Annotated in this window: 21 protein-coding genes; 8 read left to right on the top strand and 13 right to left on the bottom strand. The window is 59.7% G+C overall.

Features of this window, described 5'->3' with window-relative positions:
* The first annotated feature begins 80 nt into the window (after positions 1-80).
* Complete coding sequence (gene purF, locus GOW04_RS03180; RefSeq protein WP_152458170.1) at positions 81-1,604, top strand: amidophosphoribosyltransferase; 1,524 nt, start codon at positions 81-83, stop codon at positions 1,602-1,604.
* Positions 1,605-1,628: 24 nt separating this feature from the next.
* On the opposite strand, the gene GOW04_RS03175 is transcribed toward purF, so the two are convergent.
* A complete protein-coding gene (locus GOW04_RS03175) occupies positions 1,629-1,904 on the bottom strand; it encodes a hypothetical protein (protein ID WP_171231526.1) in 276 nt (91 codons plus the stop codon).
* On the opposite strand from GOW04_RS03175, the gene GOW04_RS03170 reads away from it, so the two are divergent.
* Both GOW04_RS03170 and GOW04_RS03165 read left to right on the top strand, forming a co-directional pair.
* On the top strand, positions 1,903-2,151 hold the full coding sequence (locus GOW04_RS03170; protein ID WP_152458171.1) for a hypothetical protein: 249 nt from the start codon (positions 1,903-1,905) through the stop codon (positions 2,149-2,151). The two genes, GOW04_RS03175 and GOW04_RS03170, sit on opposite strands and share 2 nt — an antisense overlap.
* 42 nt (positions 2,152-2,193) lie before the next feature.
* Positions 2,194-2,838: an SDR family oxidoreductase gene (locus GOW04_RS03165; protein ID WP_171115611.1), complete on the top strand. Its 645-nt coding sequence runs from the start codon at positions 2,194-2,196 to the stop codon at positions 2,836-2,838.
* 60 nt (positions 2,839-2,898) lie between these two features.
* On the opposite strand, the gene GOW04_RS03160 is transcribed toward GOW04_RS03165, so the two are convergent.
* The 4 genes from GOW04_RS03160 to GOW04_RS03145 all read right to left on the bottom strand — a co-directional run bounded on the left by GOW04_RS03160 (position 2,899) and on the right by GOW04_RS03145 (position 5,416).
* Positions 2,899-3,741, bottom strand: a complete 843-nt coding sequence (locus GOW04_RS03160; RefSeq protein WP_170344072.1) for an ATP-binding protein — start codon at positions 3,739-3,741, stop codon at positions 2,899-2,901.
* 116 nt (positions 3,742-3,857) lie between these two features.
* A complete protein-coding gene (gene tatC, locus GOW04_RS03155; protein WP_171167848.1) occupies positions 3,858-4,739 on the bottom strand; it encodes a twin-arginine translocase subunit TatC in 882 nt (293 codons plus the stop codon).
* Positions 4,736-5,194, bottom strand: a complete 459-nt coding sequence (gene tatB / locus GOW04_RS03150; protein WP_152458175.1) for a Sec-independent protein translocase protein TatB — start codon at positions 5,192-5,194, stop codon at positions 4,736-4,738. The genes tatC and tatB overlap by 4 nt, the downstream gene beginning before the upstream one ends.
* A gap of 6 nt (positions 5,195-5,200) precedes the next feature.
* Complete coding sequence (locus GOW04_RS03145; protein WP_152458176.1) at positions 5,201-5,416, bottom strand: twin-arginine translocase TatA/TatE family subunit; 216 nt, start codon at positions 5,414-5,416, stop codon at positions 5,201-5,203.
* A gap of 222 nt (positions 5,417-5,638) precedes the next feature.
* Here GOW04_RS03145 and GOW04_RS03140 point away from each other — a divergent pair, with 222 nt between their 5' ends.
* Positions 5,639-5,944, top strand: a complete 306-nt coding sequence (locus GOW04_RS03140; protein ID WP_171231525.1) for a hypothetical protein — start codon at positions 5,639-5,641, stop codon at positions 5,942-5,944.
* 21 nt (positions 5,945-5,965) lie between these two features.
* On the top strand, positions 5,966-6,637 hold the full coding sequence (locus tag GOW04_RS03135; protein WP_171231524.1) for a YafY family protein: 672 nt from the start codon (positions 5,966-5,968) through the stop codon (positions 6,635-6,637).
* 58 nt (positions 6,638-6,695) lie between these two features.
* On the opposite strand, the gene GOW04_RS03130 is transcribed toward GOW04_RS03135, so the two are convergent.
* The 8 genes from GOW04_RS03130 to GOW04_RS03095 all read right to left on the bottom strand — a co-directional run bounded on the left by GOW04_RS03130 (position 6,696) and on the right by GOW04_RS03095 (position 14,130).
* The gene (locus GOW04_RS03130) at positions 6,696-7,862 is read right to left on the bottom strand and encodes a peptidoglycan DD-metalloendopeptidase family protein (protein ID WP_171231523.1); all 1,167 of its coding nucleotides are present in this window, start codon (positions 7,860-7,862) and stop codon (positions 6,696-6,698) included.
* A gap of 62 nt (positions 7,863-7,924) precedes the next feature.
* Positions 7,925-8,575, bottom strand: coding sequence for a protein-L-isoaspartate(D-aspartate) O-methyltransferase (locus GOW04_RS03125; protein ID WP_152458180.1), 651 nt, complete (start codon positions 8,573-8,575; stop codon positions 7,925-7,927).
* Positions 8,572-9,354 (bottom strand): 5'/3'-nucleotidase SurE, encoded by a 783-nt coding sequence (gene surE, locus GOW04_RS03120; RefSeq protein ID WP_171231522.1) that lies wholly within the window; start codon positions 9,352-9,354, stop codon positions 8,572-8,574. The genes GOW04_RS03125 and surE overlap by 4 nt, the downstream gene beginning before the upstream one ends.
* 114 nt (positions 9,355-9,468) lie before the next feature.
* On the bottom strand, positions 9,469-10,563 hold the full coding sequence (locus GOW04_RS03115; protein ID WP_171231521.1) for an ABC transporter ATP-binding protein: 1,095 nt from the start codon (positions 10,561-10,563) through the stop codon (positions 9,469-9,471).
* A gap of 80 nt (positions 10,564-10,643) precedes the next feature.
* On the bottom strand, positions 10,644-11,693 hold the full coding sequence (locus GOW04_RS03110; RefSeq protein ID WP_171231520.1) for a methyltransferase domain-containing protein: 1,050 nt from the start codon (positions 11,691-11,693) through the stop codon (positions 10,644-10,646).
* A 106-nt stretch (positions 11,694-11,799) separates the two neighbouring features.
* Entirely contained in the window at positions 11,800-12,912 is a 1,113-nt protein-coding gene (locus GOW04_RS03105; RefSeq protein ID WP_171231519.1) for a hypothetical protein, read from the bottom strand.
* Positions 12,913-12,914: 2 nt separating this feature from the next.
* Positions 12,915-13,694 (bottom strand): SDR family oxidoreductase, encoded by a 780-nt coding sequence (locus GOW04_RS03100; RefSeq protein ID WP_171232033.1) that lies wholly within the window; start codon positions 13,692-13,694, stop codon positions 12,915-12,917.
* Between the two features lie 73 nt (positions 13,695-13,767).
* On the bottom strand, positions 13,768-14,130 hold the full coding sequence (locus GOW04_RS03095) for a nuclear transport factor 2 family protein (RefSeq protein WP_171204874.1): 363 nt from the start codon (positions 14,128-14,130) through the stop codon (positions 13,768-13,770).
* 109 nt (positions 14,131-14,239) lie between these two features.
* Between GOW04_RS03095 and GOW04_RS03090 the strand changes: the two genes are divergently transcribed.
* Genes GOW04_RS03090 through GOW04_RS03080 form a run of 3 tightly spaced genes read left to right on the top strand, consistent with a single transcriptional unit; the run spans position 14,240 to position 17,563 of the window.
* A complete protein-coding gene (locus GOW04_RS03090; protein WP_171232032.1) occupies positions 14,240-15,844 on the top strand; it encodes a peptide chain release factor 3 in 1,605 nt (534 codons plus the stop codon).
* Between the two features lie 49 nt (positions 15,845-15,893).
* A complete protein-coding gene (locus tag GOW04_RS03085) occupies positions 15,894-16,637 on the top strand; it encodes a hypothetical protein (protein WP_171231518.1) in 744 nt (247 codons plus the stop codon).
* Entirely contained in the window at positions 16,634-17,563 is a 930-nt protein-coding gene (locus GOW04_RS03080) for a glycosyltransferase family 2 protein (protein ID WP_254430053.1), read from the top strand. Before GOW04_RS03085 ends, GOW04_RS03080 begins: the two co-directional genes overlap by 4 nt.
* Positions 17,564-17,745 lie beyond the last annotated feature (182 nt).

Raw genomic sequence — 17,745 nt, 5'->3', positions numbered from 1 at the left:
GCACGCGCCTTGCAGAGGATCCGAAGCCGAACGGCGGTCAACCCTCAGGTCAAATCGTCATAGAAGTTGGAGCCCCGTAAATGTGTGGGATTTTGGGAATCGCAAGCCGGACACATGATGTGTTTGCCGAAATCTATGACGGGCTGCTGATGTTGCAGCACCGGGGTCAGGATGCCTCAGGGATCGTGACCTACAACGGCGAGTTCTTCCGCGAAAAGAAGGCCAACGGTCTGGTCAAGGATGTGTTCAACGCCCAGGATGCAGAAACCCTGTTGGGTCGTGTGGGCATGGGTCATGTGCGCTATCCGACGGCGGGGTCCCTCAGCGCGGCCGAAGCGCAACCCTTTTTCGTGAACGCCCCTTACGGCATCTATCTGGTTCACAACGGCAACATCACCAACACCGCTGAGCAGCGCGAAAAGGTTACCGGCAAATACAGCCGGCACCTGCGCACCACGTCAGACTCTGAAATCCTTTTGAACGTGCTGGCCGACAAAGTGGCGGACGCGATCAAGGTGAATGGCAACGGCGAACCCATCCGCAATCTGTTTGCCGGTGTGAAGATGACGATGGAACGCGTTCAGGGCGCCTATTCCGTGATCTGTCTGGTCGCGGGTGTCGGTATGCTGGCCTTCCGCGATCCGTTTGGCATTCGCCCACTTTCGGTCGCCAAACGCGAAGTGGACGGAGACGGTGATGATTATGCCTTTGCCTCGGAAGACGTGGCCTTTGGCATCAACGGCTTTGAAAAGCTGCGTGATCTTCGCCCGGGTGAGGCGATCCTGATCGATCTGGACGGCAACATGCACGAGTATCAGGCGGTCGAAGGCAAGCTGACGCCCTGCATATTCGAGTATGTCTACCTGGCGCGCCCGGATTCTTTGCTGGACGGTGTTTCGGTTTACAAGACGCAAATGCGCATGGGCCAGACGCTGGCAAAACAGATTCAGGACTCGGGGCTGGAAATCGATCGGATCATACCGGTGCCCGACAGCGCCCGCCCCGTGGCTCTGGAAGCCGCAAAGATCACCGGCATCCCCTATCGCGAAGGGCTGGTGAAAAACCGCTATGTCGGGCGTACGTTCATCATGCCGGGTCAGGCGGAACGGCAGAAATCCGTCCGCCGCAAGCTGAATGCCGTGCCGCTGGAATTCGACGGCCACAGTGTTCTGCTGATCGACGATTCCATCGTACGGGGCAACACCATCAAGAAGATCGTTCAGATGTGCCGCGATGCCGGGGCCAAGAAGGTCTATGTCGCCAGCGCATCGCCGCCGGTGAAATACCCCAATGTCTATGGTATAGACATGCCCACCAAGGCCGAGCTGATCGCGAACGGCAAGGAAATCGAAGAGATCCGCGAAGAACTGGGTGCCGACGCCCTGTTCTATCAACACCTGGAAGATCTGATCTGGGCCGCCAAGGAAGGTAATCCCGAGATCGAAGCCTTCGACTGTTCCTGTTTTGACGGCAAATACATCACGGGCAGCGTCAGCGAAGGTTATCTGGACAATCTGGAGAACAGCAGCCGTGTCAGCCAGAAGCGCGCCGACATGCAGGTTCCGGGCGGGTCCTGGAATGCGGCGAAACTGGCCTCGGGCTGAGCGGACGAAACGGGACTGACACAGTCAATTTTCCGTTCTGAAAAGCGAATCAAAACGGCGGATCATCCCGGCCAGCCGATAGCTGTCGACCGGACTGATTGCTGTCATGTGATGTGAATGAGTGGAAATCTGCCACAACCAGTCGGCGAATTCCACGCAATCACAAGGGCTTTTTTCAAGGGCGCCAAATCGCGATGACACCTGTCCGTGCAGCGCTTTTGTTCGCTTGAGCGTTTTGCTATCTGGCCGCGACCACTCACTCAAAAAGGGGTCCGGGCCACGCCCCGGACCGCGGATCATGTCGAACGCCAAAGTCCAAAGCGCGGCCACACAGCGGGGCGCGCTGAAGAAGAATTCCGTCTCGGTTCTGGGCGTATTCGGGCCGAAAGCGGATATGCGCGCCCTGATGCGCCTGTCATCAGGCCGCGTGAAAGAAGTAAAACCCGGAAGCCGCGTTGCCTCGGGCACAGTTATCGCGATTGATGAGCATGGCATAATGCTGCGACAAAGCGGCCAGACCAGACGTATCGCCATCCCTGGCGGCTGATCACATCTTGACGCCCCGCGCGCGGGGGTTCAAACCGCAGGCATGACCGATACGACCAAAATCGCCCTGATAACCGGGGCCTCGCGCGGGCTGGGCGCTGCCTTGGCCGAAGCGCTGGCGCCCGAGTACCACATCGTCGCCGTCGCCCGGACCACTGGCGGGCTGGAAGAACTGGACGATCGCATCAAGGCCAAGGGTGGCTCTGCCACGCTGGCACCGATGGACATCACCGATCCGAACGCGATGGCAACCCTGTGCCGCGGGATCCATGACCGTTGGGGCAAGGTGGATTTGTGGCTGCATACGGCCATTCACACCTCGGCGCTGACGCCGGTACATTTCGTTGACCCAAAGGAATGGACCAAGGCAGCCAACACGAATGCAAACGCAACCTCGGTTCTGATCCCATATGTCTCGCCGCTGCTGGGTGAAAACGGCCACGCGGTATTCTTCGATGACCCGAAAGCCGGACAGAAGTTCTATGGCATCTATGGTGCCACCAAGGCCGCGCAAATGGCCTTGGCCCGCAGTTGGGCGGCCGAGACCGAACGCACCGGTCCGCGCGTTTCGATCGTGGAACCAGCACCGATGCCGACCGCCGTGCGTGCCCGGTTCCACCCGGGCGAAGATCGCGATGCACTGACGAGCACGGCTGATGAGGCTGCGCGGATCCTGGCGCTGCTTTAGGAAATGGCCCTGACGGGCCATGCCTCCGGCGGGGATATTTTTGGCCAGATGAAGCCGGGATCAGGCGATATGAACGCCGTTGCGCCCGGCCAGATCGACGAAGAACTGCCACGCGACACGGCCTGAACGCGATCCGCGTGTGGCCTGCCATTCGATTGCTTCGGCGCGCAGGATTTCGGCATCGACCGAAACGCCATAGGCGGCACAATAGCGGTCGATCATGGCAAGATATTCGTCCTGATCGCAGGGGTGGAATCCCAGCCACAAACCGAAGCGGTCGGACAATGATACCTTTTCCTCGACCGCCTCTGACGGGTTGATGGCGCTGGAACGTTCGTTTTCAATCATGTCCCGCGGCATCAGGTGGCGACGGTTCGAGGTCGCGTAGAACACCACGTTTTCCGGGCGACCTTCAATACCGCCATCCAGAACGGCCTTGAGCGATTTGTAATGCTGGTCATCGTGACTGAACGAGAGGTCGTCGCAAAACAGGATGAACCGATAAGGCGCCGCGCGCAGGTGGTTCAGCAGACGCGCGACCGAGCCCATATCCTCGCGCTGTAGCTCCACAAGCTTCAGGTCAGGATGATCTGCGCTCAGCGTGCCGTGGACGGCCTTCACGAGGCTGGATTTGCCCATCCCGCGCGCGCCCCACAACAGTGCATTGTTTGCCTTGTAGCCGGCCGCGAAGCGGCGGGTGTTGTCAAGTAACGTGTCGCGCGACCGATTGATGCCGACCAGCAGATCCAGATCGACGCGATTGACCTGTTCAACCGGCTCCAAGCGTTCCGGTTCCACATGCCAGACAAAGGCCGGGGCCGCATTGAAATCCGGTGTGGCCAAAGGCGCCGGCGCCATGCGCTCCAACGCGGCAGCAATACGGTTCAGGGCTTGGTCGTCCATCGGCTCCTCCGGTCAGATACGGATCGGTTCAAAGCATGTTCTGATTGGCGCAACAAGGCCCGCGAACGAAAAAGGCGCGCCCGAACGGGGCGCGCCTCGGCTGTTGTTTCAGCAGGTTACTTGTCGTCTTCGAATTCCCGCATCAGATCTTCGTCCGCTTCGGCTTCTTCATCGTCATAATAGCCGTCGGCCCGCAACTGCTCTTCTCGCTTCCTTTCAACCCGGGCAACCAGGAAGATCGAAATCTCGTAGAGGCCATAGACCACGACAAAAAGGATAATCTGCGTGATCACGTCAGGAGGCGTCACGATCGCCGCCAGCACCAGAATGCCGACCACAGCATATTTGCGCACGGCCCCCAGACCCTCGGCGCTGACCAGACCTGCCTTGCCCATGAGGGTCAGAAGAACCGGCAATTGGAAGCACAGCCCAAAGGCCACGATGAACTTGATCGTGAGGTTCAGGTATTCCTGTGCCGAGCCCTGAAACACCACGCTCAGCGGCGCGGCCGTCGCGCCATCAGCCACGGCTTCGCCTTCAGCGCCGAATTGCTGGAACCCAAGGAAAAAGTCATAAGCCAGGGGCGTGACGACATAGAAGGCAAAGCTCGCGCCCAGAAGGAACATGAAGGGCGAGGCCAGCATGAAAGGCAGAAACGCATTCTTCTCTGACTTGTAGAGGCCCGGAGCCACAAAGCGCCACATCTGCATCCCGATATAGGGAAACGCCAGAATGAAGCCCCCCAAAAGCGAGACCTTGATCGCGACAAAGAACCCTTCCTGCGGCGAGATGAAGATCAGGCCGCAATCCTGTCCGCGCTCGGTCAGGACCTCACACAAAGGGTTGGTCAGAAAATTGAAGATCGGCGTGGCCACCGTAAAGCAGATGATCATCCCGACCAGAAAAGCCACGACGCAGTGGATCAACCGCGTGCGCAGCTCGGCCAGGTGCTCGATCAATGGGGCCGAGGTATCTTCGATCTCGTCGGTCTTGGTCATGTTTCGCCTTCAGTCTTCAGCGCCGCTTCGGCTTCTTCGGCCTTGGCCAGTGCCTCGGCAGCTTCCTTGGCCTTGCGCTCGGCGGCAGCGCGGGCCGTTGAGGCCTGAATTTTCTTGGCCTGTTCGGCTCGCTCGGCTGCCAGTTTACCGGTTTCGCTGTCAGGATCGAACTTGGTGGGATCCATGCTTTTTGCCATATCCTGCGCGGCTTGTTTCACGCCGTCCATGGCCGAGCCAACCGGATTCGCAGCGGCGTTGAGACCTTTCTTGATCTCGTTCACACCAGCCTGATCGGCGGCCTCGTTCATGGCGCTGCTGAATTCGCGTGCCATGCCACGGGCCTTGCCGACAAACCGCCCGACATTGCGGAACAAAACCGGCAGGTCCTTCGGCCCGACGACGATCAGGGCGACAATGCCGATGACCAGAAGTTCGGTCCAGCCCAGATCAAACATCTGCGCTTACGCCTTGTCTTTCTCGGTTTCAGGCGTCACGTCCTTGGCCAGTTCCGACGCGTCCTGTTCCAGTTCTTCCGAACCGTCCTTCACGCCCTTCTTGAACGCGGTGATGCCTTTGCCGACTTCGCCCATCAGCGAGCTGATCTTGCCGCGACCAAACAGAACCAGAACCACAACGGCGATCAGCAGAAGACCGGGAAGGCCAATATTGTTCAGCATCTCATTTCTCCTTTTTCATCGGCGCCTTTGTGCGCCGGGAATATGAACTGGGTCCGTGTTTACGCCGCCAGGCCCTGTCCCAAAAGGGATCCGGCACGGATTGAGGTCGAAAATTGACCTCATCTGCAAAAAACTATGGGCTCGCATTTTCCAACTGACAGGTTTATGTCAGTTGGAAGTGGCTAAAACGATGGCATCGAAACCTGGTCAACGGAGACTCACATGACCCATGTTGCTGAAATCGTCACCTTCACTCTTGCCAACGGCACCACCCCTGAAGAGTTCGTAAAGCTCAGCAAGGCATCCGAAGCCTTTGTTCGCAGCGCGCCCGGCTTTGCCCATCGACAGCTCAGTCAGGGCGCAGACGGCCGCTGGACCGACTATGTTGTCTGGACGGACATGAAGGCCGCGCAGGACGCTGCGGCGCAGTTCCCGCAACAGGAATGTGCAGCAGGCATGATGGCGGCCATCAACCCTGAAAGCGTTCAGATGCGCCATGAGGCTGTATTATGGAACATGACTGCCTAGGCGCGGTCCGGACGGCGTGTCATGCGACGAACTGACCGCCTGTTCGATATCATCCAGATCCTGCGCGACGGCAAACTGCACCGCGCGCAGGACATCGCGGACCAGCTGGAAGTGTCGGTCCGTACCATCTATCGCGACATGGACACACTGGTCGCCTCGGGTGTTCCGGTCGAAGGAGAGCGCGGCGTGGGTTACATGGTGCGCGAGCAGATCACCCTGCCGCCGCTGAATCTGACCCCGGCCGAGCTTGAGGCCCTGAACCTCGGCATGGCGATCGTGGCCGAGGCCGCAGATCCAGACCTGAAAGCCGCCGCCAACTCTCTGGCAGACAAGATCGATGCCGTTCTGCCCACACAGGTTGTGGCCGAAGCCGATAGCTGGAAATTCGCGGTCTACCCTTTTGCAGATGCAGCCCGCGGGCTTGCTTATATGGCTCCGATCCGCGCGGCCATCAAATCACGCCAAAAGCTTCGGCTGTCCTACCGTCGCATTGACGGCGTTCTGACTGAACGCACAATCCGTCCGCTTCACATGGAGTACTGGGGCCGCGTCTGGACGCTCACAGCATGGTGCGAACTGCGCAACGGCTTCCGCGTCTTCCGCATCGACCTGATCGAATCCGTCTCGCCGCTGCCAGAGATCTTCGCAGACGAGCCCGGCAAACGTCTGAGCGACTACGACCCAAACGCCTGACAGGCAGCCGTATTCAGAAGTGTTTCGGGCAGAGGCACAGCCCGAAACGAGCGATGTATCATTTTAGGTAGGGATCCGGATCCACTGATTCAAAACCTTTGCGCACCTCGAAATGCACATAGGCATCGTCTCCGCCCCTCAATTGCGCCAGCTTTTGTCCACGGCGCACACGATCCCCTTTCTTGACGGCGATGTCATCAACATTGGCATAGACCGTCAGCAGATCGTTTTTGTGTTTGACCACGATGATCGGAACCTGATCCGCGTCCGCGGTGATTGCCGCTACGGTTCCCGCCTCAGCCGCGTTGACGGCTGTGCCGGGGGCCGCAGCGATGTCGATACCTTCGTTCTTGCCCTTTTTATAGCCGCGGATGATGGTGCCGCTGACCGGCAGGGAAAGGGCCGTAGATCGCGTGTTTGTCGGGGCTTCGGCCGTCACATCAGGGGCTTCAGCACGCGGCGCAACCTTTTCGTCGGGCAAGGGCTGCGTGGCACTTGGAGGCGTCGGCGTCGGCGATCCCTGCCCCGGCTCCGTTACCTCGGTGGCCGCAACCGGTGCCGCTGCAGCAGCGCTTTGACGTGGCGCGGACTGGTTCTTGACCGGGATCAACAGAAACTGACCTTCACGCACGGTGAAGTCGGACCCCAGGCCGTTCCATTCCGCCAGCGATTCCACCGGCACCTGATAGAGGCGCGAGATCGTGTAAGCCGTTTCGCCGCGCTTGACCTTGTGGCGGACAGGTTCCGGCCCGCTTGCGACGGGCGCCGGGGCTGGCTTGGCAGGCTCCAGCGTCGTTGTCCGGACGCCCCCCGTTTCAGGGGCCTGATCAATGGCGGCTCCGGCAACTGATGCGATATCTACGCCACTGCCTGCACCTACCGAACGCGGCAAGGCGAGAACTTCGCCCTCTCGCAGGGTGTCGGTTGTCTGAAGGCCGTTGAACCGCGACAGCTCACCCTCGGGCAGGCCGACACGCGCGGCCACATCGCGCACCGTGTCGCCCCGTCGGGCCACGACAACCTGGTAGTTCGGATAGGTTATCACCCCCCGGCTGTCGGGCGACGGGCGCGACGTTGTTGCCGACTGCACTGCATCAGTGGTCGAAAATCCGCCGACCTGACCGCGCAGGTCGTAATCCAGTGGCCCCTCACACCCGGCCAGAATGGCCAGAGCGGCCACTCCGGTCGCGCAGCGACGCATAGCTGATTTGGATACTGCACTCATAATTCTGTCCTCAACGCCTGCCCCTGTTGTCCGGGGTTTCGACGACCAATTTATCAAGCCTGTTACGCCTCGTCCTTGCCAAGCCCCTCAAGCAGAGGCACGAAACGGACCGACGTCAATTCTTCATAGTCCAGACCGGCCTCGGTGCGCGTTACTTTGATCAACTGCTGCACCGTGTCCGACTGACCCACGGGTAAAACCATAATACCCCCGATTTTCAGCTGCGCCAAGAGCGGTCCCGGAGGGTCTTCGGCCGCAGCCGTCACGATGATCCGATCAAACGGAGCCTGTTCCGGCAAGCCAAAGGATCCATCCGACAACATGGCCGTGATATTCGTAAGCCCCAAATCGGCAAAAAGCTTCCCTGTCTCGCTGACCAGCCGCCGATGGCGTTCGACCGTATAGACCCTGCGCGCCAGTTTCGACAGGATTGCGGCCTGGTAACCTGACCCGGTTCCGATCTCGAGCACGGTATCGCGCGGCCGAACGTCCAGCGCCTGCGTCATGAGACCAACGACCGACGGCTGACTGATCGTCTGACCGCAGGAGATCGGCAATGGCATGTCCTCGTAAGCGCGATCTGCGAACAGGCCGGTGACAAAGCGGCCCCGATCAACCTGTTCCATTGCCTCCAGAACGCGCGCATCCGTGACCCCCCGTTTGCGCAGGGCAAACAGGAACTGCATCACGGTTTCCGGGTCCAGTCCGCTCATTCGACCGCCTTCAATGCCTCCAGCATGTCATATGCGGTCAAGTCGGCACGCATCGGCGTAACCGAGATATAGCCTTCCAGATTGACCGCAGCATCCGTTCCCGGCGCAGTCGGGTTATGCTGATAGCCACCCTTGATCCACAGGAACCGCCGCCCCGAGGGCGAGCTGTGCGGCTCGACCGAAAAATGCGTGTCGCGCCGGAAACCCTGCGCGGCAACGCGCGTACCGCGCACTTCATCTGCCGGGACAGGTGGGAAGTTCACGTTGTAAAACAAGCGGTAATCGCCCTGCTCGACCGGGGTTGCATCCAAAATACGCCGGACCAGATCGGCCCCGAACCGCGCGGCAGCCTCGAACGGGTCGTCCAGCCCCAGATTTCGCGGGCCGAAATACTGTGACAGAGCAATCGCAGGTACCCCCTGCAGCGCCGCTTCCATCGCTCCGCCGATAGTGCCCGAATAAAGCGTGTTCTCGGCCGAGTTGTTGCCCCGGTTCACGCCGGACAGGACCAGATCCGGCGGGCAGTCTGACATCACGTCATGCAGCCCTGCCAACACACAATCCGCAGGCGACCCCTCCGCCGCATAACGCCGTTCGCCCAACTTGGCGATCATCGTGGGATGGGTATAGCTGATGCAATGCCCGACACCCGATTGTTCAAAGGCGGGCGCGACCACCCAGACCTCACCACCCGGACCTGCCAGTTCGGCAGCGATCGCCTCCAGCGTGATCAAGCCCGGAGCGTTGATCCCGTCATCATTGGTCAGAAGAATACGCATGTGCCCGATTTACCCCCGCGTTTGGCCCTTGATAGACCCAGCCCCGCGATGCGGCAAGCGACGCGACCCTGCAATCTGAGGCTTTCGCGCACCACTTGCACGGAAATCGAGAGGTTAACTCTGCGCCTCGGGGAAAACGAAACATTTGTCGCGACGAATGGTCAGCCACATGACACGGCCCGGATTGGGCACAAAGACATTCGGAACCGTCGCCCTGAGGATCGAGCCGTCGTAGTCCATGCGAAACTCGACCAGGCTTTCGTTTCCCAGAAAACGCGCGCGCTCGACCACGCCCCGCGCGGCAACGCCATCAGTTGCGGTCGGCAGCGGGCCTTTGCCGTTGCGATCGAAATCCAGTTTGACATGCTGGGGGCGAAACACGATCTCGACATCCGTTCCATCCGGAATACCCGGCGCCAGAAACTGGCCGAACGGCGTGTCTGCCAGCGCTCCGTTCACCTGCGCCCTCAACACGTTGACATCACTGAAAAAGGCCACGGCCGCCTTGTCCGCCGGCCGGGTATAGACATTGTATGGCGCGCCCTGCTGAACGATCTTGCCGCGCCGCATCAGCGCGATCTCATCCGCCATCCGCATCGCCTCTTCCGGTTCGTGCGTGACCAGCAGAACGGCCGCATCCTCTTCCTTGAGAATGGACAGCGTCTCATCCCGAATACCGTCGCGCAGACGGTTGTCGAGGCCCGAAAAGGGCTCGTCCATCAGCATGATCCGGGGCCGTGGCGCCAAAGCGCGGGCCAGGGCCACGCGTTGTTGCTCGCCGCCCGACAACTGATGCGGGAACCCGTCGATGAACCGCATCAGGTCCACTTTGCGCAAAAGCTCTTCGACCCGGGCTCGTTTTTCGTCCTTGCTGCCTTTCAGGCCAAAGGCCACGTTGTTGGCCACGCTCAAATGAGGAAACAGCGCAAAGTCCTGAAACATCAACCCGATCTCGCGCCGCTCTGGGGGCACCCGAAACACGGTGTCGCAGATCAGCTTGCCATCGACGTAAATCTCGCCCGAGTCCTGCATCTCGACCCCGGCAATCATGCGCAGGGTGGTGGATTTCCCGCAGCCAGACGGCCCCAGCAAACAGGTTACCTTGCCGGCCTGCACGGTCAATGACACGTCATCCACAACAACCCGCCCTTCGAACCGGCGAATAATGTTGCGAATTTCCAGACGCGGAGGAGTTGCGTTACCTGTCACCGATGGACCTCATTGCCTTTCCCGATCAAATCCATCGGGCTTGGGCGGGGATAGCAACCCCGCCCCTCAGGTGCAAGAGATCAGCAGCAACCGCCGGATGATGCGGCTTCGTCTGTTGCCTCGAACGGGCTTTCGCCGCCGCAGCCCTCGAAAATGCCGAAATGGGTGGAAAAATCACCGATAAAGTCGAAATGGCGGGCAAACCGCGTGTCCCGCAGCATCATCCAGGTATTGCCGCAGACCGGAAAGACTTTGCCGGTTTCGATGACATGGTGATCGTCCAGTACAAACGCATGCGGCGCGTTGGGAACAGTGCCTTTGTAGATCACCGCCTGGCCGTAATCCTCGCAGGCCGGTTCCAGCGCCGGCAGCTTGAACAGACGGTAGGTCGCCGACAGGAATCTGAGCGGGGCAACACGATCCTCCAGCGCAGGATTCTCGATGGTCAGCGGGCGGTGCGTCACCCGGCGCGGATCACCGAAACCTGCCTTGCGCGCCATCGACAGGAAATCATTCCAGTACAATGCACCCGACAGACACTCGCCATACAGAACCTCATCCTCTGCCATCGCCTTCGGGACACGGCGGTCGGCATAGACGTCCGAGAAATACATCTCGCCTCCTTCTTTCAGCAACCGATGCGCGCCGCGCAGCACGGCATCCTTGTCGGTCGCCAGGTTGATGACGCAGTTCGAGACGATGATGTCGAACGATCCGGGTTCCAGATCCAGTTCCTCCAGCTTCTCGATATAGCCGTGATGGAATTCAACGTTGCTTTTGGCGTGCCCAAAGGCTTGGGCGTGATAGTCCTGATGCGCGCGGGCAACGTCCAGTTGTTCGGGCGTCATGTCCACACCGACGACCCGGCCTTTTTCACCAACCATGGCAGACAGCGCATAGACATCGCGCCCCGCCCCACAGCCAAGATCGAGGATCGACATGCCCTCGAGATCCAGAGGCGCAATCAGACCGCACCCGTAATATCGGGTCAGCACATCGTCATGAATTTTGGACAGAATCCGCTTGAGATGATCCGGCATGTCGTCAGGCGTACAACAGGCGTTGGTCTGCAAGTCCGCACTGCTTTGCAGGACTTCACCATAATAATTCCGTACCGAATCGTGTTTCATCGCTGCTTCCCCGTCATGCGTGTCTGTACGCAGCTAGTGCAGCGGCCTTGCATTCTCAATCCGGCCACGGTCGTTCTGACGAAAGCGTGAGTGTTCTTGCGCGCAACTACCCCAGCAACTCAAAGTCCACGCCGGCACGGACAACGCCATTCACCTGAACCTCAAGCCGATGCGCGCCGGGGATCAGCCTGAAGGTAGACGCATCACCCTTCAGCCTGTGGCGCTTGGCCAATGTGAGCCTGCCGTTGTTTAAAGCCGCCTGTTTCAGCTTGTACACCTTGGGTGATGTTTTTCCCGCAGAGCGCTGAAAATAAATAATATAATCCACCAGAACCGGTTGTTTCCCTGCCCCGGTCAGATCAACGGAAAACTCCAGCGCTTCGCCGATACGGGCCTCGGAACCCAGATCAATAGTCACGGCGATATCCGCAGCAGGGTCATATCCCAGCATCTTCATCGCCTCAGGGTGACCGGCCTTGACCAAACCGCGCAGCGTATGAGAGGTCATCCACTCCAGCTCTGCCGCGGTCTGTCGCGCCTCGGTGCGCCACTTGTCCAGACGCCCAAGCACCAGGCCCGGGTCTTTCTTGGCAATATCATTCAAATGGTTGGCCACCGACCGCGTCACATACCGGGTCGGATCGCTGTGCAACCGGTCCAACAGCGGCAACGGGTCCGTCAGACCCAGACCGATGCCCTGCCCCCATGGCAGACGGGGCCGCGTTCCCTCGCTGACCAGTCGGCGCACGTGATAGCTGCTGTGGGTGCACCAGTCCTGCATCCGCCCAAGAACCCTGTCCGGGGCATGGTTCAGGAAAGGCCGAATGGCCCATTCCATCGAAAACCGCTGCGTCAGCTCCTCCAACACATCCAAAGACAGATCTACGTGATCCAGCCCGATGGCCGCGACCCATTCACCCAGCGGCGCGAAAATGAAATCGCCGAAATCATCATCCGATCTGGCAGGGTCCAGCGGAGGCGGCAAAGACCGTAAAATCACCGGGGCGACTGTCGGCAAGTCACCCGGCACGGCCTGTTGCAGGCATGTCGCGATCCAGCTCATACGCTGCTTCAGTTCCAGTTCAGGCAGACGTGACATGACCTGCGCCTGAAACGCAGAGGCGTCGAAACCCGGTTCAGCACCCAAGAACAAGTCGCTGAGAAAGCGGACTTTCTCAGCGTTGAACAACTGATCTTTCAACGAAAACCCCTGCGCCATGATCACATCGTCAGGTTGGTCGCACCGCCGTCCAGCAGGATATTCTGGCCAACGATGAAGCCCGCATGTTGCGAACACAGAAACGCACAGGTCGCACCAAATTCCTGCCGTGAACCATAGCGCCTGACCGGGATCGTCGCCGCACGGTTGGCACGCGCTTCGTCAATCGAAATACCCTGTTGCGCCGCCACACCGCTGTCCAGAGAATCCGCCCGGTCCGTGGCGTGGATGCCCGGAAGCAGGTTGTTGATGGTCACCCCGTGAGGCGCCACCTGACGCGAGGTTCCGGCCACATAGCCCGTCAGACCTGTACGCGCCGCGTTTGACAGGCCCAGAACCGCAATCGGCGCACGCACGGATTGCGAGGTGATATTCACCACCCGGCCCCAACCCTTTTCCATCATTCCGGGAAGCAGGGCCTTCATGAATGCAATCGGCGTCAACATGTTGGCATCCAGCGCCTTGATGAAATCATCGCGCTCCCAGTCCGACCACGATCCGGGTGGCGGTCCACCGGCATTTGTCACAAGAATATCAATGCCCTGCGCGGCCTCGATCACCTGCGCCTGACCGTCGGGCGTGGTCACGTCGCAAGCCACCGTCTGCACCTCGACGCCGTGTTCTGACCGAAGGCGTGCGGCTTCAGCCTCCAACACCTCGGGGCCGCGTGCGTTCATCACCAGATTCACGCCAGCCGCGGCAAGCGCCTCGGCGCAGCCAAGACCCAATCCTTTGCTGCTGGCACAGACCAGCGCGCGTTTTCCTTGAATTCCCAGATCCATCGGATCCTCCCTGTCAGTCATCGCCGCATGTCTAGCACCGGCCAGACAGGGAAGACCAGAAACGGATCGTCGATCAATAGAAGAACTCTTCCCGGATGATCTTGCCGTCGGCGACGTGATAGACACCCACTTCGCGCATATCGAACGCTTCGCCGGTTTCCTTCACGGTGCCCTGCACTTCGAAAATCACGGCAAAACGGTCTTCGCCATGAGGAAGCGGATCGCTGACAGACGCACTAGACACTTCATGAGCGCTTTCCCACCACTCATGCTTGCCACGGATGGCGTCGATCCCTTTGGTTTCCCGACCCATTCCCTGAAAATCCTGCCCTTCGACCGACACCGCATCCGGCGCATACAGCTTGGACAGGTTTTCCTTGGCCCGGTCTTCCCGGCAACCAGCCACGAGTTCATCGGCAATCTCTTTCAAATTCATTGATCCACTCCATCATTTGTTCACTATATGTTCTTTTTGCCACAGACCCATGATTCGTACCAGACCCTTTGTCTTGCTTCGGCAGGATTCCCCGCATATACGCGCGCTCATGCTTGATACCTCGAACCAACCCACCCTGCCGCCCGAGATCGCCCGACGCCGGACGTTCGCCATCATCTCGCACCCGGATGCGGGCAAGACGACGCTGACGGAAAAGTTCCTGCTGTACGGGGGCGCAATCCAGATGGCCGGTCAGGTGCGTGCCAAGGGCGAGGCGCGGCGGACCCGGTCGGACTTCATGCAGATGGAAAAGGATCGCGGCATCTCGGTCTCGGCTTCGGCGATGTCGTTCGACTATGGCAACTTCCGGTTCAACCTTGTGGATACACCCGGCCACAGCGATTTCTCGGAAGACACCTATCGCACGCTGACAGCCGTGGACGCGGCCGTCATGGTGATCGACGGCGCGAAAGGTGTGGAAAGCCAGACGCAGAAACTGTTCGAGGTCTGCCGCCTGCGCGATCTGCCGATCCTGACCTTCTGCAACAAGATGGACCGCGAAAGCCGCGACACGTTCGAGATCATCGACGAAATTCAGGAAATGCTGGCCATCGACGTCACGCCCGCCGCCTGGCCCATCGGCGTGGGGCGCGACTTCATCGGCTGTTATGACATGCTGCGCGACCGGCTGGAACTGATGGACCGCGCCGACCGCAACAAGGTGGCGGAAAGCATCGAAATCAACGGGTTGGACGACCCCAAACTGGCCGAACACGTCCCCGAGCATCTGCTGGACAAGCTGCTGGAAGAGGTCGAGATGGCGCGCGAACTGCTGCCCGCGCTTGACCCGCAGGCGGTACTGGAAGGCCACATGACCCCGATCTGGTTCGGTTCGGCCATCAACTCGTTCGGCGTCAAGGAACTGATGGAAGGCATCGGCGCCTATGGCCCGCAGCCACAGGTTCAATCCGCAGAACCCCGCCAGATTTCCCCCGACGAAAAGAAAGTTTCAGGCTTTGTTTTCAAGGTTCAGGCCAACATGGATCCCAAACACCGCGACCGGGTGGCCTTTGTCCGTATGGCCAGCGGTCACTTCAAGCGTGGCATGAAGTTGACCCATGTGCGCAGCAAGAAACCGATGGCGATCTCGAACCCGGTTCTGTTCCTCGCCTCTGACCGCGAACTGGCGGAAGAGGCCTGGGCCGGTGACATCATTGGCATTCCCAACCACGGACAGCTGCGCATCGGTGACACGCTGACCGAAGGCGAAGCGCTGCGGGTGACCGGCATCCCGTCGTTTGCGCCTGAACTGCTGCAAGGCGTCCGCGCGGGCGACCCGATGAAAGCCAAGCATCTGGAAAAAGCCCTGATGCAATTCGCCGAGGAAGGTGCGGCCAAGGTGTTCAAGCCTTCGATCGGCTCGGGCTTTATCGTGGGGGTCGTGGGTGCATTGCAGTTCGAAGTGCTCGCCAGCCGGATCGAGATGGAATATGGCCTGCCGGTACGGTTCGAGGCATCGCAGTTCACCTCGGCCCGCTGGGTCAGCGGTGACAAGGCCGAAGTCGAGAAATTCGTGGGCGCCAACAAGCAGCACATCGCGCATGATCATGACGGCGACATCGTCTATCTGACCCGCCTGCAATGGGATATCGATCGGGTGGTCCGTGACTATCCCGCGCTGAACCTGACCGCGACAAAAGAGATGATGACCTGAGGCAACTGTCTGATTGCACAGGCAGGTTTGGCTGTGCAATCCTGCGCGCATGAGTGACGACGAACTGACCTATCCCGGTGGCCTGCCCGACATGCTGGACAGCTATGAGAACCGGCGCAGCCCGTTTCAGTTCGGCACCCTGACCCTGCCCGAGCTTGACGTCGATCTGGATGATCTGGCCAAACGCATCGTGCCCGACACCGCCACCGAATTGCCACCCGGGCGCAGCACCACCTGGGATCGCAAACGCGTTCAGATCGCGCGGGAATTCGTCGGAAAGTCAGAGCTTGCCTTCCTGAACGCCCAGCTGATCTCGAATCTCAGAAAACGCTCCTTTCCGCGTCAGGCCCCTGCGCTGTTCTGCCGGTTGTGGGACGAACATTCCGACCATCTTCTTTCCGCCCTAGACCTGCGTTGGCTGGTATCGTCTGTTCAGACTTTTGCGGATCACGGTCAAACGCCGACACAGCGCGAGGTCGGACATGCCTTGCGCGTGTTCTTCAGCATGATGAAGCTGTATGAGTTCGAGCGGCTCTTCTCGGGGCTGGCCCCCGAAACGCCGTTTCAATTCAAGGACAGGAACCACGTCCCGCTGCCCTATCAGATGAAAGGCTTTTCCTTTGAAAAAGGCGGGCTTGACGTCAATCTCATCGCTCCGATCTGGACCAAGGCGATGAATGATCCCACGATTGCGCCGCTGGTGGATCACCTGATGATCCAATTGAACAAGGACCCAGGTGGAATTTTTCGACGCCTGAAACGCATGCGCGACGCCCGCGCACCGCGCAAATGACCACCTGGGGCATTGTTTCCATGGTCCGGGGGCCAACCGAAGACGTCCTTCGGTTCGTGGCCCATCACCTCGAACTGGGGGCGGATTTCATGTATATCTACATGGACGAACCCAACCGCCGCACGTTCAGGGCTCTGAGAATGCATCCCAAGGTCCGGGTCCGAAACTGTGATGACGCCTTTTGGGAAAAACGCGGACGCGCACGACCGGAAAAGCATCAGGTGCGCCAGTCGGTTCACGCCACTTTTGCCTATCGAAACACTCGGCTGGATTGGTTGACACATATCGATGTGGATGAGTTTCTTTGGCCGGCGGCCCCCATTTCCGATGTTCTGCGCGATGTTCCAGACACAGTTCCCGCGGTGCGTGTCCGCCCGTTGGAGGCCTTGGCCGGGGGCGATGACCTGTACAAAGCTCATATTCCGCATGGCCCGAACCGCGAAGCGCTGGTCGAGACCATTTACCCGAATTACGGCGCCTTCGTCATGGGCGGATTCCTGAGTCATGTTCAGGGAAAGCTGTTCGTGCGCACCGGCTTGAAGAACCTGAGCATCCGCATCCACAACTTGTTTCAGAACAAGGTGCTGCTGCCCTGCAAATACGAGCTTCCGCAGATCGATCTGTGCCATCGTCATGCCCCGGACTGGGACCACTGGATAGCGCACTACCAGTTCCGCATGGATCGTGGCTCGTATCAGGCCGGCATGGCTCCGAATGTTCCGCGCGAACGGGGGGGGCTGAGCAAGAACGAACTGCTCAATTGGATCGAGGCCGAACAGGGCATGGTCGGGCTGCGTGCGTTCTACAATGAAATGAGCGGCGCGGACGCAGAGGTGCGCGCCAACCTGGAACGCCACGGCCTGCTGCGCCACCGCCCATTGAACCTGGACGAAAAACTACAGAAACACTTCCCCGGAAGTTGCTGAATTGTTGCTGAAATTCACCGCAGACAACAGGCAGGGTCAGGTGAAATTCTCTTCATTTGACCCCGATCAACGTTTTTGTTATGTCCGCGTACAAGCCGAAATGTCGCATTACGCGCATGGCCATCCGGGCCCGGCACATCTTTGACGCGCGGGCCAGGTCAAGTGTCCGCAAAAACCGGACA

Origin of the sequence: Ruegeria sp. HKCCA4812, from assembly GCF_013034245.1 — a bacterium.
In the GTDB taxonomy this organism is placed as follows: domain Bacteria; phylum Pseudomonadota; class Alphaproteobacteria; order Rhodobacterales; family Rhodobacteraceae; genus Ruegeria.
Note: the sequence above shows the minus strand (reverse complement) of the source record. Positions and strands in the feature narration are given on the sequence as shown.